This window comes from Streptomyces sp. NPDC050315 (assembly GCF_040655775.1).
GTDB lineage: Bacteria > Actinomycetota > Actinomycetes > Streptomycetales > Streptomycetaceae > Streptomyces.
In genome coordinates this window covers 322,101-343,013 of the sequence record NZ_JBFAKN010000009.1, presented here as the reverse complement: position 1 = coordinate 343,013, position 20,913 = coordinate 322,101, and the positions used below count along the sequence as shown (strand labels likewise).

At 71.4% G+C, this 20,913-nt stretch carries 17 protein-coding genes; 12 read left to right on the top strand and 5 right to left on the bottom strand.

The features are described from left to right. Positions 1–46: 46 nt before the first annotated feature. On the bottom strand, positions 47–1,852 hold the full coding sequence (locus tag AB0I82_RS30645) for a bifunctional metallophosphatase/5'-nucleotidase (protein WP_363260645.1): 1,806 nt from the start codon (positions 1,850–1,852) through the stop codon (positions 47–49). 157 nt (positions 1,853–2,009) lie between these two features. Here AB0I82_RS30645 and mshD point away from each other — a divergent pair, with 157 nt between their 5' ends. The 4 genes from mshD (at position 2,010) to AB0I82_RS30625 (ending at position 7,039) form a co-directional block, all read left to right on the top strand. Continuing rightward, the gene (gene mshD, locus AB0I82_RS30640; RefSeq protein WP_363260643.1) at positions 2,010–2,939 is read left to right on the top strand and encodes a mycothiol synthase; all 930 of its coding nucleotides are present in this window, start codon (positions 2,010–2,012) and stop codon (positions 2,937–2,939) included. Between the two features lie 278 nt (positions 2,940–3,217). Next, positions 3,218–5,476 carry an RNA degradosome polyphosphate kinase gene (locus tag AB0I82_RS30635; protein ID WP_363260642.1) on the top strand — a complete coding sequence of 753 codons (2,259 nt, stop codon included), beginning with the start codon at positions 3,218–3,220 and terminating at the stop codon, positions 5,474–5,476. Further along, the gene (locus AB0I82_RS30630; protein ID WP_363260727.1) at positions 5,466–6,626 is read left to right on the top strand and encodes a CHAD domain-containing protein; all 1,161 of its coding nucleotides are present in this window, start codon (positions 5,466–5,468) and stop codon (positions 6,624–6,626) included. Before AB0I82_RS30635 ends, AB0I82_RS30630 begins: the two co-directional genes overlap by 11 nt. Further along, positions 6,623–7,039 (top strand): NUDIX hydrolase, encoded by a 417-nt coding sequence (locus tag AB0I82_RS30625; RefSeq protein ID WP_363260641.1) that lies wholly within the window; start codon positions 6,623–6,625, stop codon positions 7,037–7,039. Before AB0I82_RS30630 ends, AB0I82_RS30625 begins: the two co-directional genes overlap by 4 nt. A 27-nt stretch (positions 7,040–7,066) precedes the next feature. Here AB0I82_RS30625 and AB0I82_RS30620 read toward each other — a convergent pair whose 3' ends face one another. After that, complete coding sequence (locus AB0I82_RS30620) at positions 7,067–7,888, bottom strand: class I SAM-dependent methyltransferase (RefSeq protein ID WP_363260640.1); 822 nt, start codon at positions 7,886–7,888, stop codon at positions 7,067–7,069. A 206-nt stretch (positions 7,889–8,094) separates the two neighbouring features. Here AB0I82_RS30620 and AB0I82_RS30615 point away from each other — a divergent pair, with 206 nt between their 5' ends. The 3 genes from AB0I82_RS30615 to AB0I82_RS30605 all read left to right on the top strand — a co-directional run bounded on the left by AB0I82_RS30615 (position 8,095) and on the right by AB0I82_RS30605 (position 11,804). Then, on the top strand, positions 8,095–9,507 hold the full coding sequence (locus AB0I82_RS30615) for a glycosyltransferase (protein ID WP_363260639.1): 1,413 nt from the start codon (positions 8,095–8,097) through the stop codon (positions 9,505–9,507). Continuing rightward, a complete protein-coding gene (locus tag AB0I82_RS30610; protein WP_363260638.1) occupies positions 9,500–9,991 on the top strand; it encodes a YbjN domain-containing protein in 492 nt (163 codons plus the stop codon). The genes AB0I82_RS30615 and AB0I82_RS30610 overlap by 8 nt, the downstream gene beginning before the upstream one ends. A 163-nt stretch (positions 9,992–10,154) precedes the next feature. Further along, complete coding sequence (locus AB0I82_RS30605) at positions 10,155–11,804, top strand: glycosyl hydrolase family 28-related protein (RefSeq protein WP_363260637.1); 1,650 nt, start codon at positions 10,155–10,157, stop codon at positions 11,802–11,804. On the opposite strand, the gene AB0I82_RS30600 is transcribed toward AB0I82_RS30605, so the two are convergent. Beyond that, positions 11,758–13,035: an MFS transporter gene (locus tag AB0I82_RS30600; protein ID WP_363260636.1), complete on the bottom strand. Its 1,278-nt coding sequence runs from the start codon at positions 13,033–13,035 to the stop codon at positions 11,758–11,760. The two genes, AB0I82_RS30605 and AB0I82_RS30600, sit on opposite strands and share 47 nt — an antisense overlap. Before the next feature lie 201 nt (positions 13,036–13,236). Between AB0I82_RS30600 and AB0I82_RS30595 the strand changes: the two genes are divergently transcribed. Continuing rightward, positions 13,237–13,998: a phosphoglyceromutase gene (locus AB0I82_RS30595; protein WP_030254751.1), complete on the top strand. Its 762-nt coding sequence runs from the start codon at positions 13,237–13,239 to the stop codon at positions 13,996–13,998. 374 nt (positions 13,999–14,372) lie between these two features. Here the strand turns inward: AB0I82_RS30595 and phoU are convergent, their stop codons facing one another. Further along, positions 14,373–15,050, bottom strand: coding sequence for a phosphate signaling complex protein PhoU (gene phoU, locus AB0I82_RS30590; RefSeq protein ID WP_363260635.1), 678 nt, complete (start codon positions 15,048–15,050; stop codon positions 14,373–14,375). A gap of 272 nt (positions 15,051–15,322) precedes the next feature. On the opposite strand from phoU, the gene AB0I82_RS30585 reads away from it, so the two are divergent. Then, a complete protein-coding gene (locus AB0I82_RS30585) occupies positions 15,323–16,639 on the top strand; it encodes an ATP-binding protein (protein WP_363260634.1) in 1,317 nt (438 codons plus the stop codon). Continuing rightward, the gene (locus tag AB0I82_RS30580) at positions 16,636–17,316 is read left to right on the top strand and encodes a response regulator transcription factor (protein WP_030254743.1); all 681 of its coding nucleotides are present in this window, start codon (positions 16,636–16,638) and stop codon (positions 17,314–17,316) included. The genes AB0I82_RS30585 and AB0I82_RS30580 overlap by 4 nt, the downstream gene beginning before the upstream one ends. A 370-nt stretch (positions 17,317–17,686) precedes the next feature. On the opposite strand, the gene AB0I82_RS30575 is transcribed toward AB0I82_RS30580, so the two are convergent. Then, the gene (locus AB0I82_RS30575; RefSeq protein ID WP_363260633.1) at positions 17,687–18,286 is read right to left on the bottom strand and encodes a DUF461 domain-containing protein; all 600 of its coding nucleotides are present in this window, start codon (positions 18,284–18,286) and stop codon (positions 17,687–17,689) included. Between the two features lie 762 nt (positions 18,287–19,048). Between AB0I82_RS30575 and AB0I82_RS30570 the strand changes: the two genes are divergently transcribed. Continuing rightward, positions 19,049–19,531, top strand: a complete 483-nt coding sequence (locus tag AB0I82_RS30570; RefSeq protein WP_003953493.1) for a CarD family transcriptional regulator — start codon at positions 19,049–19,051, stop codon at positions 19,529–19,531. A gap of 452 nt (positions 19,532–19,983) precedes the next feature. Further along, positions 19,984–20,733, top strand: coding sequence for a 2-C-methyl-D-erythritol 4-phosphate cytidylyltransferase (gene ispD / locus AB0I82_RS30565; protein WP_363260632.1), 750 nt, complete (start codon positions 19,984–19,986; stop codon positions 20,731–20,733). The last annotated feature ends 180 nt before the right edge of the window (positions 20,734–20,913 follow it).

The window sequence follows — 20,913 nt, the reverse complement described above, 5'->3', positions numbered from 1 at the left end:
GCTGTCGAACGCAAGTCCTACTTGAGGTAAGTACGGATATGGACGGTTACTTCACGACCGTGATCCGGTCCGCCTTCGGCGGGTCCAGCGGCCCGGACGCCGAGGAGTGCGCACCCAGATACGCGGTGAACGCGTCCAGGTCCGACGGTCCGACGAACTTGTCCGTGCCCTCCTTGAACACCGGGAAGCCGTCACCGCCGCCCGCCAGGAACTCGTTCAGCGCGACACGGTAGGTCTTCGCCGGGTCGATCGGCTCGCCGTTCAGCTTCACCGAGTCCTTGACCACCCGGTCCGCGCCCGACTTGGTCATGTCCAGGGTGTAGGTGACGCCCTTCGAGACCTGGAGGATCTTCGGGGAGGCCGCGTTCGCGCCGCTGACCTGCTGCTGCAGCGCGGTGATCAGCTGCGCGCCGGTCAGCCCGATCACGTTCGTCATGTTGGTGAACGGCTGCACGGTGAACGCCTCGCCGTACGTCACCACCCCGTCGCCCTCGCTCCCCGACGCCTTGAAGGCCAGGTCGGAGCGGACGCCGCCGGGGTTCATCAGGGCGAGCTGCGCACCGCCCTTCCCACTGTCCGCGGTCGCCTCCAGCTGCGCGTCGGCGATCACGTCACCGAGCGGCGACTCGGGGGTGCTCGCGCCGCGGCCCGCGATGTCATCGGATATGTAGCCGACCGGCTTGTTCGCGACCGGCGCGGCCAGCTTGTCCCAGCGCTTGATCAGCGAGGTCAGGTCCGCCGCCTTGGGCTGGGCGCGGTGCACGACGTGGTTGGCCGACTTCACGGCCGTCCGCACGATGTCCTTGGTCTTCCGGTCGTACGTCAGCGTGGTGTCGGTGTAGAGCTTGCCGAAGGAGGCCGCCGAGGTGACCATCCGCGGCTGCCCGGCCGGGTCGGGGATCGTGCACGCGTACGCCTGGTGGGTGTGGCCGGTGACCAGCGCGTCGACCTTCGGGGTGACCTTCTTGGCGATCTCCGTGATCGGCCCGGAGATGCCGTCCCCGGGGCCCGGGCTGTCGCAGTCGTAGTTGTACGCGGTGGACGCGGGCGCCCCGCCCTCGTGGACCAGCGCGACGACCGACTTCACGCCCTGCTTCTGCAGCACCTTGGCGTACTTGTCGATGGTCTCGGCCTCGTCGTGGAACTTCAGGCCCTTGACGCCCTCGGCGCTGACGATGTCCGGCGTGCCCTCCAGCGTCACGCCGATGAAGCCGATCTTCACGCCCTTGTGCTGCCAGACCGTGTACGGCTTGAGGATCGGCTTGCCGGTCTTCTCGTCGGTGACGTTGGCGGCCAGGTACGGGTAGTCCGCGCCCTCGAAGATCCGCCCGTCCTCGTAACAGCCGTCCTTCGGGTGGCAGCCGCCGTTCTGCAGCCGCGCCAGCTCCGCGCGCCCCTCGTCGAACTCGTGGTTGCCGACGCCGGCCACGTCCAGCTTCAGCTTGTTCATCGCCTCCACGGTCGGCTCGTCGTGGAAGAGGCCGGAGAGCAGCGGGCTCGCGCCCACCAGGTCGCCGGCGGCCGCGGTGACGGAGTACGGGTGGGCCTTGCGCGCGGTGCGCAGCGAGTTCGCCAGGTACTCGACGCCACCGGCCTCGATCTTCTTCTTGCTGCCGTCCGCCTGCTCTTCCTCCACGGTGCCGGAAGAGCCCTGCGGCGGCTCCAGGTTGCCGTGGAAGTCGTTGAAGGAGAGCAGCTGCACGTCGACGGTGCGGGAGGAGTGGCCGGGGCCGCCGGGCGTGCCGGCGCCGGCGGGCAGCGCGGCGGCGGTGACGCCGGCCGCGGCGGCCAGTACCGTCGCGCCGGCCACCAGGCGGCGCTTGAGACGGCGCCGATGAGGCGTAACTGACATGGGTCGTCCCCCTTGTGTGGTCCGGATGAGGAGTGGCGAGCGACCGGAAGCCTATGGTCAACGCGCGTAGCGCACCAGAGGCGACGGGTTAAGGGACGGTTGCGATGCGGGGACGCGGGTCGCCGCAGGACGCCCGGCGGGCCGTACCCTTCGGGGCATGACTGACGCTGCACAGGGAACGGACCCGGCCGGGCGGGACATGCAGGTACGGGAAGCGCTCACGCCGGACGTGGCCGGTGCCGTACTGGAGCTGATCGAGACGGCGGCACGGACGGACGGCCAGCCGGCCGTCTCCGAGCAGGGACGGCTGCAGGTACGCGGGGGACAGCGGGAGGGCGTGAAGCACGTACTGCTGCGCGCCGAGGGCGACCGCATCGTCGGGTACGGGCAGCTGGAGGACACCGACCCGGTCGAGGCGCCCGCCGCCGAGCTGGTCGTGCACCCCGAATTCCGCGGCCACGGCCTGGGCCGCCGGCTCGGCGGCGCGCTGCTGGAGCAGTCCGGGCGGCGGCTGCGGCTGTGGGCGCACGGCGGCCACCCCGCGGCCCGCCACCTCGCGCAGACCCTTGGCCTGACCCTCTTCCGCGAGCTGCGCCAGATGCGCCGCCCGCTGGCCGACCTGGACCTGGCCGAACCGGTGCTGCCCGCGGGCGTCACCGTCCGTACCTTCCAGCCCGGCACCGACGACGCGGCCTGGCTCGCCGCCAACGCCGCGGCCTTCGCGCACCACCCCGAACAGGGCTCGCTCACCCAGCGTGACCTGGACGACCGCAAGGCCGAGCCGTGGTTCGACCCGAAGGGCTTCTTTCTGGCCGAGAAGGAGGGGGAGCTCGTCGGCTTCCACTGGACGAAGAAGCACGCCGAGGAGGGCCTGGGCGAGGTGTACGTCGTCGGCGTCCGGCCCGAGGCACAGGGCGGCGGACTCGGCAAGGCACTCACCGCGATCGGGCTCCGGCACCTGGCCGCCGAGGGCATGCCGACGGCGATGCTCTACGTGGACGCGGACAACGTCCCCGCCGTCACCGTCTACGAACGCCTCGGCTTCGTCACGCACGAGACGGATCTGATGTACCGCACCGAACTCTGACCGGCATCGGGACGGCCACGCATCGGAGTTGACGGTCTGTCATGAGGTGGCGGCAGGGCTCCGGGCCCGCCGCCACCTCCCCGCCCGGCACCGGAAAATCCCCTCCGAGTAGCCCCCCGCTTGCCTGTCCGCCATGTCCGCGTTACCGGCGATTCAAACTCGCTTGCGAGCATCACTGAATGCAGCCCTCCGCGCAGCCGGCCGGTGACCGAAGGCTCCGAGCCGCCCCGCCGCCTCCCGACGCGCCTTCCCACCCGGGAGCGCGGAAGAATGAGGTCATGGACCAGCAGACCAGCGCCCAGGCCCCGGCAACGCCCCAGACGCCGTCCGCACCGGCTCAGCCCTCGGTCGGTTCGATCGCCGCGCACCGCCCGAGCACCGTGGCGGCCACCCTGCCCGAGCTGGAACCGGATCTCGACGCCGATCTCGACGCGTACGACGTCGACGGCGCGCTGGGGGACGGTGGCGAGGAGCTGCCCGCCGGCCGTTTCCTGGACCGCGAGCGCAGCTGGCTCGCGTTCAACGAACGGGTACTGGAGCTGGCCGAGGACCCGGCCACGCCGCTGCTGGAACGCGCCAAGTTCCTGGCGATCTTCGCCTCCAACCTGGACGAGTTCTTCATGGTCCGGGTCGCCGGCCTCAAGCGCAGAATCGCCACCGGCGTCGCCACCCGCTCCGCCTCCGGGCTGCAGCCCCGCGAAGTACTGGACCTGATCTGGACCCGCTCCCGCGAGCTCATGGCCCGGCACGCCGCCTGCTACCAGCAGGACGTCGCCCCGGAGCTGGGCGGCGCCGGGATCCACCTGATCCGCTGGCCGGAGCTGACCGAGAAGGAACAGGCCCGCCTGTTCACCCTCTTCCGCCACCAGATCTTCCCCGTCCTCACCCCCCTGGCCGTCGACCCGGCCCACCCCTTCCCGTACATCTCCGGCCTCTCCCTGAACCTGGCCGTGGTCGTCCGCAACCCCGTCAGCGGCCACGACCACTTCGCCCGGGTCAAGGTCCCGCCGCTGCTCTCCCGCTTCCTGGAGGCCTCCCCGCAGCGCTACGTCCCCATAGAGGACGTCATCGCGGCCCACCTGGAGGAGCTGTTCCCGGGCATGGAGGTGCGCGCGCACCACATGTTCCGGGTCACCCGCAACGAGGACCTGGAGGTCGAGGAGGACGACGCGGAGAACCTCCTCAAGGCCCTGGAGAAGGAGCTCATGCGGCGCCGCTTCGGGCCGCCGGTCCGGCTGGAGGTCGAGGAGTCCATCGACCCCGCCGTACTGGACCTGCTCGTCCAGGAGCTGAAGATCTCCGAGGCCGAGGTCTACCCGCTGCCCGGCCCGCTGGACCTGACCGGCCTCTTCGGGATCTCCGCGCTGGACCGGCCCGAGCTGAAGTACCCGAAGTTCGTCGCCGGCACCCACCGTGACCTCGCCGAGGTCGAGTCCGCCTCGGCCCCCGACATTTTCGCCGCGCTGCGCGCCCGCGACGTCCTGCTCCACCACCCGTACGACTCCTTCTCCACCTCCGTCCAGGCGTTCCTGGAGCAGGCCGCCGCCGACCCGGACGTCCTCGCGATCAAGCAGACGCTGTACCGGACCTCCGGCGACTCGCCCATCGTCGACGCGCTCATAGACGCCGCCGAGTCCGGCAAGCAGGTCCTCGTACTGGTCGAGATCAAGGCGCGCTTCGACGAGCAGGCCAACATCAAGTGGGCACGGAAGCTGGAGGAGGCCGGCTGCCACGTCGTCTACGGCCTGGTCGGCCTCAAGACGCACTGCAAGCTCTCCCTGGTCGTCCGCCAGGAAGGCGACATGCTGCGCCGCTACTCCCACGTCGGCACCGGGAATTACCACCCCAAGACCGCCCGGCTGTACGAGGACCTGGGCCTGCTGACCGCCGACCCGCAGGTCGGCGCGGACCTCTCCGACCTCTTCAACCGCCTTTCCGGCTACTCCCGCCGGGAGACCTACCGGCGGCTGCTCGTCGCCCCCAAGTCGCTGCGGGACGGCCTGATCCAGCGCATCACCAAGGAGATCGCGCACCAGCGCGCGGGCCACCCCGCGTTCGTCCGCATCAAGGTCAACTCGATGGTGGACGAGGCCGTCATCGACGCGCTGTACCGCGCCTCCCAGGCCGGTGTGTCCGTCGACATCTGGGTACGCGGAATCTGTGCACTGCGGCCCGGCGTACCGGGCCTGAGCGAGAACATCCGCGTCCGCAGCGTCCTCGGCCGCTTCCTCGAACACTCGCGGGTGTTCGCCTTCGGCAACGGAGGGGAGCCCGAAGTGTGGCTGGGCAGCGCGGACATGATGCACCGTAACCTCGACCGGCGGATCGAGGCGCTGGTACGGGTCACCGACCCGGGCCACCGCGCCTCGCTCGACCGCCTGCTGCGGACCGGCACGTCGGACACCACCTCCGCCTGGCACCTCGGCCCGGACGGCAACTGGACCCGGCACGCCGCCGACGCGGACGGCACCCCGCTGCGCAACGTACAAGAAATGCTCATCGACGCCCGGAGGCGCCGGCGTGGCCCTGCGACCTGACCTCTCCCCGCCCTGCGAACGGACCGGTGCCCACCCGGCCGGCCCGGCGCCCGACCGTGCGACGGCCGGGGAGGTGCTCTCGGGCTACCTCCACGAGCAGTCGACGGCCTTCCTGCGCAACCTGCGGCTGCACCGCGAGAGCGGCTCGGACGCGCGGGGCGCCGGTGACGCGGCCCGGGAACTGAGAGCCGCGGCCCGCAGGATCAGCGGCGCGCTGCACACCTTCCGGCCGCTGACCGACGAGACCTGGGCCGACCAGCTCCGCGCCGAACTGAGCTGGCTCTCGGGCACCCTGGCCCGCGAACACGCCTACGCCGACCGCCTCGCCCGCCTCCTGGCCGCCCTCCACCGCGTCGCGGGCCCGGCCGAGCCGGCCGGCGCCGCGAGATCCCCGGAGGGCGACGCCGCCCCGCCTCCGCAGCGGTCGTCGAGCCGTACTACGGGGACCGGCGCCGGCTCCCGGGACGGCCGGGCTCGCGACGAGCGGACCGAGAGCGGCCGGGCCCGCAACGAGCGGTCCCGCGACGATCGGTCCCGCGACCCCAAGGACCCCGCCGCCACCAACGCCGCCGGGGCCGCGCGGGCCGGTGCGCTGCTGGACCGGCAGCTGACCCTGGCCCGCACCCGCGCCCACTCCGCAGCACTCCAGGCCCTCGGCTCCTCCCGCTTCCACGCCGTCGCGGACGCCGTCGCCGTACTGGCCTCCGAAGCACCGCTGGACAAGCACTCCGCCGACCGGCTCGCCACCGAGGCGCTCCCACCGCTGGCCGACCACGCGCACCGCCGCCTCGCCGACGCCGTCGCCGCGCTGCCGCTGACCCGCGCCGGACACCCGTACAACGCCGCCGCGCTGAGTGCCGACGACCGCCAGGACGCCGCCTGGAACCAGGTACGGCTGCTGCTGCGGCACAGCCGGTACGCGCAGGAGGTCGCCGACGGCGGCGTCACCGACCTGCGGCTGCTGGAGGCGGCCCGGGCCCTGGAACGCCACCGCGACGCGGCCGAGGCCGCCACCGCGGCCGCCGCCGCGGCCCGCACCCCACGCATCGCCCCGGCCACCGCCTACGCCCTCGGCATCCTCCACGCCGACCAACGCCACGAGGTAGAAGCCGCCCGCTACGCCTTCACCCGCGCCTGGAGGAACGGATGACCGACGGAACCCTGATCCGGGCAGCGGGCTGCGTCCTGTGGCGCCGCGCGGAGGCGCCGGGCGGGCTGGAGATCGCCCTCGTACACCGGCCGAAGTACGACGACTGGTCGCACCCGAAAGGCAAGCTGAAGCGGGGCGAGGAGGCGCAGGCGGCGGCCGTGCGCGAGGTCGCCGAGGAGACCGGCATGGACTGCCGGCTCGGTGCCGAGCTCTCGACCGTGTACTACGAAGCGAACGGCCGGCCCAAGGAGGTCCGCTACTGGGCGGCGGAGGCGTGCGGCGGGGCGTTCGTCCCCAATGACGAGGTCGACCGGCTGGCCTGGCTCTCCCCGGCCGAGGCCCGCGGCCTGCTCACCCAGGACCGGGACCGGCCGCTGGTCGACGCGTTCCTGGCGGCGCTGCGTACGGCCTGAGAGCCTTCCGCACCGCTGCTGGGGTGCTCAGCCGCGTGGCGCCAGCGCGTCCCAGCGGACCGTGAGCTCGCCCTGGCGCCAGCGGTGGGGGCCGTCGGTGAGGGGCCAGCCCGCCTCTCGCAGTGCGTGTACCGAGCGGATCCAGCGTTGGCGGGCGCTGAGGGCGCCGTAGGGGGCTGCCGCGGCCCAGGCGCGGTCGAAGTCCCGTAGGAAGGCGTGCACCGGCTCGCCCGGGACATTGCGGTGGATGAGCGCTTTCGGGAGGCGTTCGGCCAGGTCGGAGGGGGTTTCCAGGGATCCGAGGCGGGCCGCGAAGGTGATCGTGCGGGGGCCCTCGGGGCCGAGCGCGACCCAGACGTGCCGACGGCCGATCTCGTCGCAGGTGCCCTCCACCAGCAGGCCGCTCGGGGCCAGCCGCGCGCACAGCCGCGCCCAGACCGCCGCGACCTCGGCCTCGTCGTACTGCCGCAGCACGTTCGCCGCCCGGATCAGCGTGGGGGAGCGGCCCGGGGCGCCCGGCAGCGGCACCTCGAAGCCGCCGTGCAGGAAGACCAGCCCGTCCCGCTCGTACGGCTCGGCCGCCGCGACCCGCGCCGGATCGATCTCGACGCCCACCACCTGCGCGTCCGCGCGGGCCGTGCGAAGCCGGTCCAGCAGCTCCACGGCGGTCCAGGGCGCGGCGCCGTACCCGAGGTCGACGGCGACCGGATCGGCGGTGCGGCGCAGCTGGGGGCCGTGCGTGGCGGCGATCCAGCGGTCCATGCGGCGCAGCCGGTTCGGGTTGGTGGTCCCGCGGGTGGCGCTCCCGACCGGGCGTGCGGACGGGGGAGGGGAGGAGCTGCGGGCCATGGCACGACTGTATGCGCTGCCGGCGCGGGCCCTGTCCGACCCGTGGACCGCCGGCCGAGATGCGCCGGACATCCCTTAGGGTCACGCTTTGGCAAAGAGGGGGCGGCGCGGCGCCTGGCGGGAAATGGCACGGCCGGCTCTGTTGTTGGCCGGTGGAGAGGCGTTTTTGTGCCGGATTTCCGCCGGATTGTGGGAGGTAGCTCGCAGTGAGCCAATACGTGTCCCGGCTCCGCGGCCGTCCCCAGAGCCAGTTCGCGGGCCCCGCCCGGCTCCGGCTGGGGGGCTCCCGCAAGCCGCGCCGGGTGGCGATGCTGAGCGTGCACACCTCCCCGCTGCACCAGCCCGGCACGGGCGACGCGGGCGGCATGAACGTGTACATCGTCGAGCTGGCCAGGAAACTCGCCGCGCTCAACATCGAGGTCGAGATATTCACCCGCGCCACCACCGGCGCCCTCCCGCCCTCCGTGGAGCTGGCCCCCGGCGTCCTCGTACGGCATGTGGACGCGGGCCCGTACGAGGGCCTGAACAAGGAGGACCTGCCCGCTCAGCTGTGTGCCTTCACGCACGGCGTGATGCAGGCGTGGGCGGGCCACCGTCCCGGCCATTACGACCTGGTGCACTCGCACTACTGGCTCTCCGGCCACGTCGGCTGGCTCGCCGCCGAGCGCTGGGGTGTCCCCCTCGTCCACGCCATGCACACGATGGCCAAGGTCAAGAACGCCGCGCTCGCGGAGGGCGACACCCCCGAGCCGGCCGCGCGCGTCATCGGCGAGACCCAGATCGTGCGCGCCTCGGACCGGCTGATCGCCAACACCGCCGAGGAGGCCGGTGAGCTCGTACGGCACTACGAGGCCGAGCCCGGCAAGGTCGCGGTCGTGCACCCGGGCGTCAACCTCGACCGCTTCCGGCCGGCGAGCGACGCGGCGGGCGGCATCGCGGCGGGCTCCGGAATCGCGGCGGGCAGCGGCGTCGCCGACGCGCGTGCCGCGGCCCGGGACCGCCTCGGCCTGCCCCAGGACGCGCTGATCCCGCTCTTCGCGGGCCGCATCCAGCCCCTGAAGGCCCCCGACATCCTGCTGCGCGCGGTCGCGGTGCTGCTGGACCAGGACCCCGCGCTGCGCTCCCGGATCGTCGTACCCGTCGTGGGCGGGCCGAGCGGCAGCGGCCTGGCCAAGCCCGAGGGCCTGCAGAAGCTGGCCGCCCGGCTCGGCATCGCGGACGTGGTGCGGTTCCGGCCGCCGGTCGGCCAGGACCAGCTCGCCGACTGGTACCGCGCGGCGAGCGTGCTGGTCATGCCCTCGTACAGCGAGTCCTTCGGGCTGGTGGCCATAGAGGCGCAGGCGTGCGGCACGCCGGTGGTCGCCGCCTCGGTGGGCGGCCTCCCGGTCGCCGTGAAGGACGGCGTCAGCGGCTTCCTGGTCGACGGGCATGACCCGGTGGACTACGCTCGCGCGCTGCGCCGCTTCGCCGACGAACCCTCGCTCACGCTGCGGATGGGCGCGGCGGCCGCCCGGCACGCCGGTTCCTTCGGCTGGGACACCGCGGCCGCGGCGACCGCCGACGTGTACACCGCCGCGCTGCAGGAGCGGCGCCGTCGCCTACGATCACTGCATGGCTGAGGACGCGCGGCAGATCATCGAGGCGACGCTCAACGACGCCGAGCTGGAGTGGGAGTCCCCGGAGGCCGGCAGTTACGTCGTCAAGCTGCCCGGTACCCGCAAGCTCTCCACGACGTGCTCGCTGCTCGTCGGCAAGCACTCGCTGTCCATCAACGCCTTCGTCGTACGGCGCCCCGACGAGAACCACGAAGCGGTGCACCGCTGGCTGCTGGAGCGCAACACCCGTCTGTACGGCGTGAGTTACGCGATCGACAAGCTCGGCGACGTCTACCTCGTCGGCAAGCTGCCGCTCGCGGCCGTCACCCCCGAGGAGCTGGACCGCATCCTCGGCACGGTCCTGGAGAACGCCGACGGCTCGTTCAACACGCTGCTGGAGATGGGCTTCGCGTCGGCGATCCGCAAGGAGTACGAGTGGCGGGTCTCGCGCGGCGAGTCCACCCGCAACCTCGAAGCATTCGCCCATCTGACCGGCCGGGACAAGTAGCCGTCCGACGGGCCGAGTAGTCATCCGACCGGCCGGGACAAGTAGCGCTTTCCGGCCCATTTCGCGGTCACCCTTCCCGGCTCTTCCACCGCCCGGCGGGCCCGTGGCATGCTCGCGGCCTTCTCTCTCCCATGCACCTCTTCACCTGCATGAAGGGCGGCCCATGGACATCAGCAGGCGCACCCTGCTGGGCAGCGCGACCGCCGTGACGGCGGCCGCCGCACTGCCCGCTCTCCCGGCCTCGGCGGCCGGTCACCGCAGCACACTCTGGGACGAGTACTCCGCCCGCCCCTTCACGCATCCGCAGATCCCGTACATCGGCCGGGCCGGCTGCCGACGCCGCTTCCGGGCCGCCGGGGAAGGCCCCGTGATCGACGCGGTACGGGAGTACGGCGCCGTCCCGGACGGCAGCAAGGACGCGGCGCCCGCCCTCAACCGCGCCCTCGAAGCGGCGGGCCGGAGCGGCGGCGGCACCGTCACCCTCCCGCCCGGCACCTTCCGCATCGACGACGTCGTCCGCATCGGCCACGACCACGTGGTGCTGCGCGGCGCGGGCAGCGGCCGTACCAAGCTGCTCGCCACCAAGCACCTCACCGAGCTGATCGGCCCGTACGGCAGCCGGTACGGCGGCGACAAGTCCGCCTGGTCCTGGACCGGCGGCCTCATCTGGCTCTGCCCGACGGCCCGTTACGACTCCCTCGTCGCGGCGATCAAGAAGCAGGACTGGCCGTTCGAGGGCTGGACGGGCAACCGGCGTGACGAGTGGCGCACGCTCACCGCCGTGCGCCCGGCGCGCCGCGGCGACTGGACGGTGACGGTCGCCGACACCTCGCGGCTGCGCCCCGGCGCCCTCGTCCTCCTCCAGCTGGCCGACGACAAGAACCACACCCTCCTCCAGCACATGGCGGGCGGTGGTCCAGGGCCCGCCTCGTACACCTGGGACGGCAGGGAGAAACTCAACAGCTTCGTCCCGTACGAGTGGCCCGTGCGCATCGTCCGTATCAAGGGGCGCGAGGTGACCTTCGAGCGCCCGCTGCCCCTCGACGTGCGTCCGGAGTGGGAACCGCGGCTCACCACCCACGTCCGCGCGCTCACCGGCGCCGGGGTCGAGGGGCTGACGATCGAGGCGGTCGAGACGCCGCAGTCCCCGCACCTGCAGGACAAGGGCTACAACGGCGTGCTCCTGCAGTGCGCGTACGACTGCTGGGTACGGGACGTCGTCGCGCGCCACGTCGACAACGGCTTTGGACTGACCGCCTCGTCCTCCTGCACGATCAGCAACACCCGTGTCGCGGGCCGCGGTTCCCACCATCCGTACTACTGCCGCGAGGGCGCGCACGACAACCTCTTCGAGGACTTCGTGATCGAGCGGCGCAGCGTCCCCACGCCGCCCGGCACCGTCCTGCACGGCATCAACGTCGAGAACCTGTCCAGCTACAACGTCTGGTCGCGCGGCCGGATGGAGATGGGCACGTTCGACTCCCACCGGGGCATGCCGTTCGCCAACGTCCGTACCGACATCACCATCGACAACACCGGCGAGCACGGCGGCGACCTGCGCGCGGGGCCGCTCTTCGGGGCCCGCTTCACGCACTGGAACGTCCGCGTCACGAACGGGCGGGCCGGCATGGTGAAGATCGACGAATTGGCCCCGTACAGCGTCACGGCCGGCATCTCCGAGGTCCGCGAGTTCGGCCAGATCGACAAGCCGGACTTCCCGGGTGACCTGCACAGCAGGCTCGTGGCGTACGGCCGCCCCGGGGCGCTCAGGCCACGGAATCTGTACGAGGCGCAGCGCCGGCTGCGTCCATGACCGGCGCGGGGGCCGCGGCCTGCGCCCGCTCCTCGGCGTTCATCCGCCGCAGCAGCAGCCCGTAACCGAGCGCCGCCACCGTCCCGACCACCGCACTGGCCGACCAGAGGGTGGCCGGGCCGTACCGGTCGATGACCGCCCCGCCGAGCAGCGGGGCGGCCAGCGACGCCACCGACCAGGACAGCGAGTACATGCCCTGGTAACGGCCGCGGCCGTGAGTGGGGGAGAGCCGGACCACCAGCCCCATCTGCGTGGGCGAGTTGATGATCTCGCCGAGCGTCCAGACGGCGACGGACACCGCGAACAGCGCCACCGAACCGGCGAACGCCGTCAGCCCGAAGCCGTAACCGGTCAGCAGCGCCGAGCCGATCAGCAGCGCCGCCGGGCTGCGGTGCTCGATGAACCGGGTCACCGGGATCTGCAGCAGCACGATCAGTACGCCGTTCGTGGCGATCACCAGCCCGAAGTCCGAGCTGCTGAAGCCGGCCTGACCCATGGTCACCGGCAGCGACACGTACGCCTGCTGGAAGAGCAGCGCGAGCATCAGGTTCAGCCCGACGACGGTCATGAAGCGCCCGTCCCGCAGTACGGTCAGCATCGACACGCGCCGTACGGCCTCCTCCGCGGTGCCGTCCTCCGTCGCCCCTGCCACCGGCCGGGACTCGGGCAGCTTCACGAAGACCACCACCGCACAGGCCAGCACCAGCACCGACTCGCCGAGGAAGAGCAGCAGATAGCCGTACTGGGCGAGCAGCCCGGCCAGCGACGAGGAGATCGCGAAGCCCATGTTCAGCGCCCAGTAGTTCAGCGCGAAGGCCCGCACGCGGTCCTCCGGCGCCACGATGTCCGCCATCATCGCCGTCACCGCGGGCCGCGAACCGTTGCTCGCCATGCCCACCACGCAGGCCACCGCCGCGATGGCCACCGGGTCCTCCATGAAGCCCAGCAGCGCCACCGAGACCGCGGTCATCAGCTGCGCGATCAGCATCGTGGGCCGCCGCCCGAGCCGGTCGGTCAGCACCCCGGCCACCACCGAGGAGACCACCCCGCCCAGCCCGTACAGCGCGCCGACCAGCCCCGCGTACGACGCCGAGTACCCCCGCTCCACCGTGAGGTACAGCGCCAGGAACGTGGCGACGAACGCCCCCAGGCGATTGATCAGCGTGCTCGTCCACAGCCACCAGAACTGCCGCGGCAGCCCCGACACACTCGCGACGACGGCTCGTCTCACCCTGACTCCCCCGTAAACCGTGCCCGTGGCGCCGATGTAAGTGGCGCAACCACCAAGGGGAAGCTACTTGCGCAGGTCAGCCATCGCCATTGAATTGACGCGAACCGTCAAACGTCGCGCGTCGGGCACAGACGAGCGCCCCGGAGTCCACGCACCGGCCCCCTGCCTGGCCTGTCACCGTTTTCGATTAGTCTCAAAGACATGGCCGACGCACCGTACAAGCTCATCCTCCTCCGCCACGGCGAGAGCGAGTGGAATGCGAAGAACCTGTTCACCGGCTGGGTGGACGTCAACCTGAACGAGAAGGGCGAGAAGGAGGCGGTCCGCGGCGGTGAGCTGCTCAAGGACGCCGGCCTGCTCCCCGACGTCGTGCACACCTCCCTCCAGAAGCGCGCCATCCGCACCGCGCAGCTGGCCCTGGAGGCCGCCGACCGCCACTGGATCCCGGTCCACCGCAGCTGGCGCCTGAACGAGCGCCACTACGGCGCCCTGCAGGGCAAGGACAAGGCCCAGACCCTCGCCGAGTTCGGCGAGGAGCAGTTCATGCTGTGGCGCCGCTCGTACGACACCCCGCCGCCGGCGCTCGACCGCGACGCCGAGTACTCCCAGTTCTCCGACCCGCGCTACGCCACGCTCCCCCCGGAGCTGCGCCCGCAGACGGAGTGCCTGAAGGACGTCGTCGTCCGCATGCTCCCGTACTGGTTCGACGGCATCGTCCCGGACCTGCTCACCGGCCGCACCGTCCTGGTCGCCGCCCACGGCAACAGCCTCCGCGCCCTGGTCAAGCACCTCGACGGCATCTCCGACGCGGACATCGCCGGCCTGAACATCCCCACCGGCATCCCGCTCTCCTACGAGCTCGACGCCGACTTCAAGCCCCTCAACCCGGGCGGCACCTACCTCGACCCGGAGGCCGCCAAGGCCGCCATCGAGGCGGTCAAGAACCAGGGCAAGAAGAAGTAACCCTCGGTCTTACTCAGCACCAAGCCCCCTGCCTGCGGATTTCCGCGGGCAGGGGGCTTGTCGCTGGTCGGGGGCCGGCGCCCGGGCGTGCTGTTCCGGGGGCCGGCGCCGGGGCGTCAGCCGCAGCTGCCGCCGCAGCTGCACGGGCCGCCGGACTGGCAGCCGCAGCCGCAGCCGGGGCCGCACGAGCAGCCGCTCGCCGCTGTCGGTTCAGGTGTGCTCGGAGCAGAGATGTGGGGCATGAAGTGCCTCCTGGTTGGCAGCCATAAGGGAGGTTCCTTCCCTCCCCTACCCACGCCAGGGGGCGCACCAACGGCGTGCGGCCGCACGGAGCGGGGCACGCACTGCCCCGCCCGCCCGTGCCCGGAGGGCGATCAGCTGCCGTCGACCGCGGCCGGCGGCGCGATCTCGTCCGCGTGCTCGCCCGTGACCAGGTACACCACGCGCTTGGCGACCGACACGGCGTGATCGGCGAACCGCTCGTAGTAACGGCCCAGCAGCGTGACATCCACCGCCGTCTCGATGCCGTGCTGCCAGCGGTCGTCCATCAGGTGCTGGAAGAGCGTGCGGTGGAGCATGTCCATCGCGTCGTCGTCCTGCTCCAGCTGCAGCGCCAGATCGACGTCCTTCGTGATGACGACCTCGCCGGCCTTCGCCATCAGGCGCTGCGCCAGCTGCCCCATCTCCAGAATGGTGGCGTGCAGGTCCCGGGGTACCGCCGTCTCCGGGAACCGCAGCCGCGCCAGCTTCGCGACGTGCTGCGCCAGGTCACCGGACCGCTCCAGGTCCGCGCTCATCCGCAGCGACGTCACGACGATCCGCAGGTCCGTGGCGACCGGCTGCTGGCGCGCCAGCAGTGCTATGGCCCGGGCCTCCAGATCGTGCTGCAGATCGTCGACCTTCTCGTCGCCGGCGATCACGTTCTCCGCCAGCTTCAGGTCCGCGTCGAGTATCGCCGTGGTGGCGCGCCCGATCGCGGAGCCGACGAGCCTGGCCATCTCGACCAGACCTTCGCCGATCGAATCCAGCTCCTCGTGGTACGCGTCCCGCATCAGTGACCTTCTCTCGCATCGAGTCGTGGGTGGGCCTGCGATGCCCGTGATCCAGAGTTTCCCGGGTCCGTGCCCCTGTGTAGTGGCCCGGGCTGCGCCCCTGGTGGTGTGGGCCTACGATTCCCACGCTCCCACGTTCGAGCCCGGATGCGACCGGTTCGCCCCTCCGGAGTGAATCAGTACCGACATGAAGGTGAACTCTCGGCAACCAGTGGCCGAGGTGGCCCTCTGATGGCTGTGGAACTGTCACAACCGGCGCATAACCTGGACTCATGAACGTGGACGCGGCCATCGCCGCAGTGGCAGCGATCGCCGGTTGTTGTACCGGCGTCATCGCCATGCTGGCGTTCCGCTGGAGCGAACGCGAACAGGCCAAGCCCACGCGTACGTCCCTGCACACCGACGCCGTCCTGCCGCCCGGCGTGGACACCGTCCTGTCGGTGCTCAGATCCTCCGCCGTCGTCCTCGACGAGGCCGACGGCGTGGTCAAGGCCAGCTCGGCCGCGTACGCCCTGGGCCTCGTGCGAGGCGGCAAGCTCGCCGTCGACCCCATGCTCCAGATGGCGCGCGACACCCGCAGGGACGGAGAAATACGCCAGGTCGAGCTGGACCTGCCGCGCCGCGGCACCGGCCGCGGCGACGCTCTCGCCGTCTCCGCGCGCGTCGCCCCGCTCGGCTCCCGCCTCGTACTGCTCCTGGTCGAGGACCTCACCGAAGCCCGCCGCATAGAAGCGGTGCGCCGCGACTTCGTGGCCAACGTCAGCCATGAGCTCAAGACCCCGGTCGGCGCGCTCTCGCTGCTCTCCGAGGCGGTGATGGACGCCAGCGACGACCCCGAGGCGGTGAACCGCTTCGCGGGCCGCATGCAGACCGAGGCCACCCGCCTGACCAGCCTGGTCCAGGAGCTGATCGACCTCTCCCGGGTGCAGAACGACAACCCGCTGGAGGACGCCGAGCCCGTCCGCGTGGACGAGCTGGTCGAGGAGGCGATGGACCGCTGCCGCCAGCAGGCCAGCAGCAAGTCGATCACCATGGCCGTCGGCGGCATCGACGACCTGCACGTATGGGGCAACAGAAGCCAGCTCGCCGGCGCCCTCGGCAATCTCGTCGAGAACGCCGTCAACTACTCCCCGGCCCGCACCCGTGTCGGCATAGCCGGCCGCCGAGTCCCGGCGTCCGGCGGCACGATGATCGAGATAGCCGTCACCGACCAGGGCATCGGCATCTCCGAGAAGGACCGGGACCGGATCTTCGAGCGGTTCTACCGCGTCGACCCGGCGCGCTCCCGCGCCACCGGCGGTACCGGACTCGGTCTCGCCATCGTCAAGCATGTGGCCGCCTCGCACGGCGGGGAGGTCACGGTGTGGAGCGCCGAAGGACAGGGCTCCACCTTCACCCTGCGGCTCCCGGAAGCCGGCGCGGTCCGTGACCGCGACGCCGCCCAGCGGGACGACCCCGCAGCAGACCCGGACGACCTCGATGGCGAGGACGGTCCGTACGACACCTTCAACGGCCCGACCGTCACCCACCACCACACTTCCCCGGAAGCGCTACGCGCGCCCTATCCTGCCCCGGAGGTCCTTCCGTGACCCGAGTGCTCGTCGTCGAGGATGAGGAGTCCTTCAGCGACGCCCTCTCCTACATGCTTCGCAAGGAGGGCTTCGAGGTCGCCATCGCGGCGACCGGACCCGACGCGCTGGACGAGTTCGAGCGCAACGGCGCCGACCTGGTCCTGCTCGACCTGATGCTGCCCGGCCTGCCCGGTACGGAGGTCTGCCGCCAGCTGCGCGGCCGCTCCAACGTCCCGGTGATCATGGTGACCGCCAAGGACAGTGAGATCGACAAGGTCGTCGGCCTGGAAATAGGAGCCGACGACTACGTCACCAAGCCGTTCTCCTCGCGGGAGCTGGTCGCCCGCATCCGCGCGGTCCTGCGCCGCCGCGGCGAGCCGGAGGAGGTCACGCCGCAGGCCCTGGAGGCCGGCCCGGTCCGCATGGACGTGGACCGGCACGTCGTCACGGTCTCCGGCGGCAAGGTCGACCTCCCGCTCAAGGAGTTCGACCTGCTGGAGATGCTGCTGCGCAACGCCGGCCGGGTCCTCACCCGTATGCAGCTGATCGACCGGGTCTGGGGCGCCGACTACGTGGGCGACACCAAGACCCTCGACGTCCACGTCAAGCGCCTGCGCGCCAAGATCGAGCCGGACCCGGGCGCGCCGCGCTATCTGGTCACGGTCCGCGGCCTCGGGTACAAGTTCGAGCCGTAAGCCGACAGACGCGCCTTCGGGGCGCGGGGAACTGCGCGCGCAGGGCCCGGACGGGGCTTTCCGTCCGGGCCCTTCCATGCGTGCGGAGTTATCCACAGGGCGCCCGCGTGACGGCGGGGCTCGGTACCTTCGCGGTATGCGTGGTGGAGGCGGGGGAGGGGGTCTTTGCTACGGGGTGGGGAGGCTCCCGCTGGTTGGGGAGAGGGAGGGGCCCCTGCCAGGACGCGGGCGCTTTCGCGTACGCGGACGGCGCTCGACGCCCCCACGGGCGCCTACGTACACCGAAACGCCCGCACGGGCGCCTAGTACGCCTGCGTACGTCCAAACGCCCGCCCCGCCGCCGAAGCGGCAGAGCGGGCGAGGGGATGCCTCAGTGGCCGCCGTGCGCGGCTTCCGAAGCCGACGGCGAGGCCGACTCCGAGGCGGGCGCGGACGCCGACGCCGACGGCTGCGGCACCTCGGTCGGCCCGTAGTCCTTGAAGTAGCTCTTCGCCGGGACGACGTACGCCCGCAGCGAGACCTTGCCGGTGCGGCTGAAGTCGAAGGTCACCTTCTGCGCGTTGCCGTCCTTGACGGCCTCACGGCCGCTGGACAGGGTGGCCGAGGCGTTGCCCTTGCCGCCGATCACGAGGGAGCCGCCGGCCGGCACGGTGATCTTGCCGGCGCCCTTGGCGGGCTTCAGCTCGACCTGCTGGCCGCTGCCGTCGACAGTGATGGAGTCCAGCGTCTGGTCCTTCGTGCCGCCGTTGAACAGCGTCGCGGACACGACAGCCGGGCCCTTGGCGTCCGGCTTCGGCTGGGTGATCACCACGGCGTTCTGGATCTTGATGTCGCCGACGGAGGTGGCGGCGTTGTCCGGCTTGACTTGCAGCGTCGCGGCATCGTTCCCCGCCGCGCACGCGGAGAGCGAGGCGATCGAGAGCGTGAGGACGGTGGCGGCGAGGGCGCCGCGTCGAAGGCTGCGGCTCACGGCGGCGGCATCTCCTAGGACGAGCTTCGGCGGCCGAACGGTCATGCCCGGTCGCGGGGTGGACGGCTGGGCGGCCGTCCGTACGCCGTGCGTCGACGCCGTACGTAAAGCCGCCCTAAGGGTGTGTCAGCGCCGCTAGGTTACCGAGCCGCCCTTCCGCCGCCGCACCCGACCCGCCCCCTGTGCGATCAGGTGCCGATCAGGCGCCGCTCACATGGTCACGACCGCCACCCGGAACGCGCCGACGCACCTGCCGGCAGCGCCTCCCTATGGATGCCCGGCCGGCTTACCGCGGCCCTCACCAGAACTGCCGGAAGAATTCACCTCACGTCCGTTCGGGTGATCGCCGCGGGAGAATCCGCCGGAGCCGCCGAGAGGAATAGCGGCAAAGGCAAAGGAATGCGCCGCGTCACACGAATTGATCATGTCCGGTGCGCCCGGCCGGGTGACGGGATGATCAATTCTCGATTCGGGCGGGAGTGGTCGGGAGTGACCGAACGGAGTAGTGGAAGCACGCCATCCGGATCCCGGCAAACCGGGACGTTCGCCCTCTCGATCGGCCTCTTCCGGAGCTGTAACGTACGCGTTTCGCTCCGCTCAAGAAGCGCCTCCGACCTGCGAATACCTGCTTCCGACAAGCGGTCGATGCACGTCACGACCGTCGTTGTCAAGCCCCGAGATACGCCCTGACCTGCGAAAACGCCATTCAGAACGGACCGTTCCCGTGTTAGGATGGATAGCCACGGAAGGGGTACCTGTCACATGACGTTCAAGGTTGGCGACACCGTGGTCTATCCCCATCACGGGGCCGCGCTGATCGAGGCCATCGAAACTCGCCAGATCAAAGGCGTGGACAAGACCTACTTGGTGCTGAAGGTCGCTCAGGGCGATCTGACGGTTCGTGTGCCAGCGGACAATGCGGAGTTCGTCGGTGTGCGCGATGTGGTCGGCCAGGACGGGCTCGACCGGGTCTTCGAGGTGCTTCGTGCACCATATGCCGAAGAGCCGACGAACTGGTCCCGTCGCTACAAGGCAAATCTCGAAAAGCTCGCCTCCGGCGACGTGATCAAGGTCGCCGAAGTGGTTCGCGACCTGTGGCGCCGTGAGCGTGAGCGCGGACTCTCCGCAGGTGAGAAGCGCATGCTCGCCAAGGCCCGCCAGATCCTGGTGAGCGAGCTCGCCCTCGCGGAGAACACCAACGAAGACAAGGCCGAGGCTCTGCTCGACGAGGTCCTCGCGTCCTGACCCCGCCGCTGCTGGGTTTCCACAGTGATCAGTGATTGCTCACGAGCGATCGCCCACGGTGGTTCGCCCCGCAATGAGGCGCTCAGCACAATGAGGCGCGCTCAGCGGTGCTCAGCACGAAAATGCCGCGGTGCCCGAGCGACGATTGCTTCCCCCAGGAAGCGGTCCGTTGCCGGGCGCTGCGGCATATCTGATGACCGGCGTACCAACGGCCCTGATGACCGGCGTACCTACGGCCGGCGTTTCCGAGCCGACCGCGACGGCCATACCCGGAACCGAACCGAGCCCGGAACTGGCGTGCCGGGCCCGGGCAGCTGGCTCGACCGGTCGTCACGGAAGGGTCCGGTCGGGGCGTCGCGCCCGGCACGGTGTGGCCATACCCACCTCTGCCGAGTAAACAAACCTGCCGCTCGAAATTCGGGGTGCGACCCCCGGCTCACGGAGTGCAACCGATGTCTGAAGATTCCCGCCGACTTCGCACGGCGGCGGTCATCCCCGCGGCCGGCCGCGGCGTACGCCTGGGCCCTGGCGCCCCCAAGGCCCTGCGCGCGCTGGGCGGCACGCCCATGCTCATCCACGCCGTACGGGCCATGGCGGCCTCCCGCGCCGTCTCCCTCGTCGTCGTGGTCGCGCCGCCCGACGGCGCACCCGAAGTACGCGCGCTGCTGGACAGCCACACCTTCCCCGAGCGCACCGAGCTGCTGGTCGTCCCCGGCGGCGACACCCGCCAGCAGTCCGTGAGCCTCGGCCTGCAGGCCCTGCCCGAGGACGTCGACGTGGTCCTCGTCCACGACGCGGCGCGGCCCCTCGTACCGGTCGACACCGTCGACACCGTGATCAACGCCGTACGGGGCGGTGCGCCCGCCGTCGTACCGGCGCTGCCGCTCGCCGACACCGTGAAGGAAGTACGGCCGGATCCCGCCGGTGGATCCGAGCCAGTGGTGGGCACGCCGGAGCGCGCCCGGCTGCGCGCCGTACAGACCCCGCAGGGCTTCGACCGCGACACCCTGGTCAAGGCGCACGCGACCGTGACCTTCGACGGCGAGGGCGCCACGGACGACGCCGGCATGGTCGAACGGCTCGGCGCGCCGGTCGTGGTCGTACCCGGCCACGAAGAAGCGTTCAAGGTCACCCGCCCGCTGGACCTGGTCCTCGCGGAGGCGGTACTGGCGCGCCGGCGGGCTACGGACGGGTACGCCTGAGACGGCCTGGCGGCGGGGCGGCCGGCCGGGTGGCTTCGGGGCCTGGGCGGCTTCGCGGGGGCGGGGTTTGAGGTGGGGTGGGGGCGTATACGGGGCGGTGGGGGGTGGTCCCCTACCCGTCCGACGAGCGGGGGCGGGGCGGAGTTCCGTACGGCGGCCCGCGCGGTTCGATGTTCACTC

Bases quoted from the DNA above. Each gene is read 5' to 3' on its own strand.
- AB0I82_RS30645 (WP_363260645.1), bottom strand. From the start codon at position 1,852: ATGTCAGTTACGCCTCATCGGCGCCGTCTCAAGCGCCGCCTGGTGGCC.
- mshD (WP_363260643.1), top strand. From the start codon at position 2,010: ATGACTGACGCTGCACAGGGAACGGACCCGGCCGGGCGGGACATGCAG.
- AB0I82_RS30635 (WP_363260642.1), top strand. From the start codon at position 3,218: ATGGACCAGCAGACCAGCGCCCAGGCCCCGGCAACGCCCCAGACGCCG.
- AB0I82_RS30625 (WP_363260641.1), top strand. From the start codon at position 6,623: ATGACCGACGGAACCCTGATCCGGGCAGCGGGCTGCGTCCTGTGGCGC.
- AB0I82_RS30620 (WP_363260640.1), bottom strand. From the start codon at position 7,888: ATGGCCCGCAGCTCCTCCCCTCCCCCGTCCGCACGCCCGGTCGGGAGC.
- AB0I82_RS30610 (WP_363260638.1), top strand. From the start codon at position 9,500: ATGGCTGAGGACGCGCGGCAGATCATCGAGGCGACGCTCAACGACGCC.
- AB0I82_RS30605 (WP_363260637.1), top strand. From the start codon at position 10,155: ATGGACATCAGCAGGCGCACCCTGCTGGGCAGCGCGACCGCCGTGACG.
- AB0I82_RS30595 (WP_030254751.1), top strand. From the start codon at position 13,237: ATGGCCGACGCACCGTACAAGCTCATCCTCCTCCGCCACGGCGAGAGC.
- phoU (WP_363260635.1), bottom strand. From the start codon at position 15,050: ATGCGGGACGCGTACCACGAGGAGCTGGATTCGATCGGCGAAGGTCTG.
- AB0I82_RS30585 (WP_363260634.1), top strand. From the start codon at position 15,323: ATGAACGTGGACGCGGCCATCGCCGCAGTGGCAGCGATCGCCGGTTGT.
- AB0I82_RS30570 (WP_003953493.1), top strand. From the start codon at position 19,049: ATGACGTTCAAGGTTGGCGACACCGTGGTCTATCCCCATCACGGGGCC.
- ispD (WP_363260632.1), top strand. From the start codon at position 19,984: ATGTCTGAAGATTCCCGCCGACTTCGCACGGCGGCGGTCATCCCCGCG.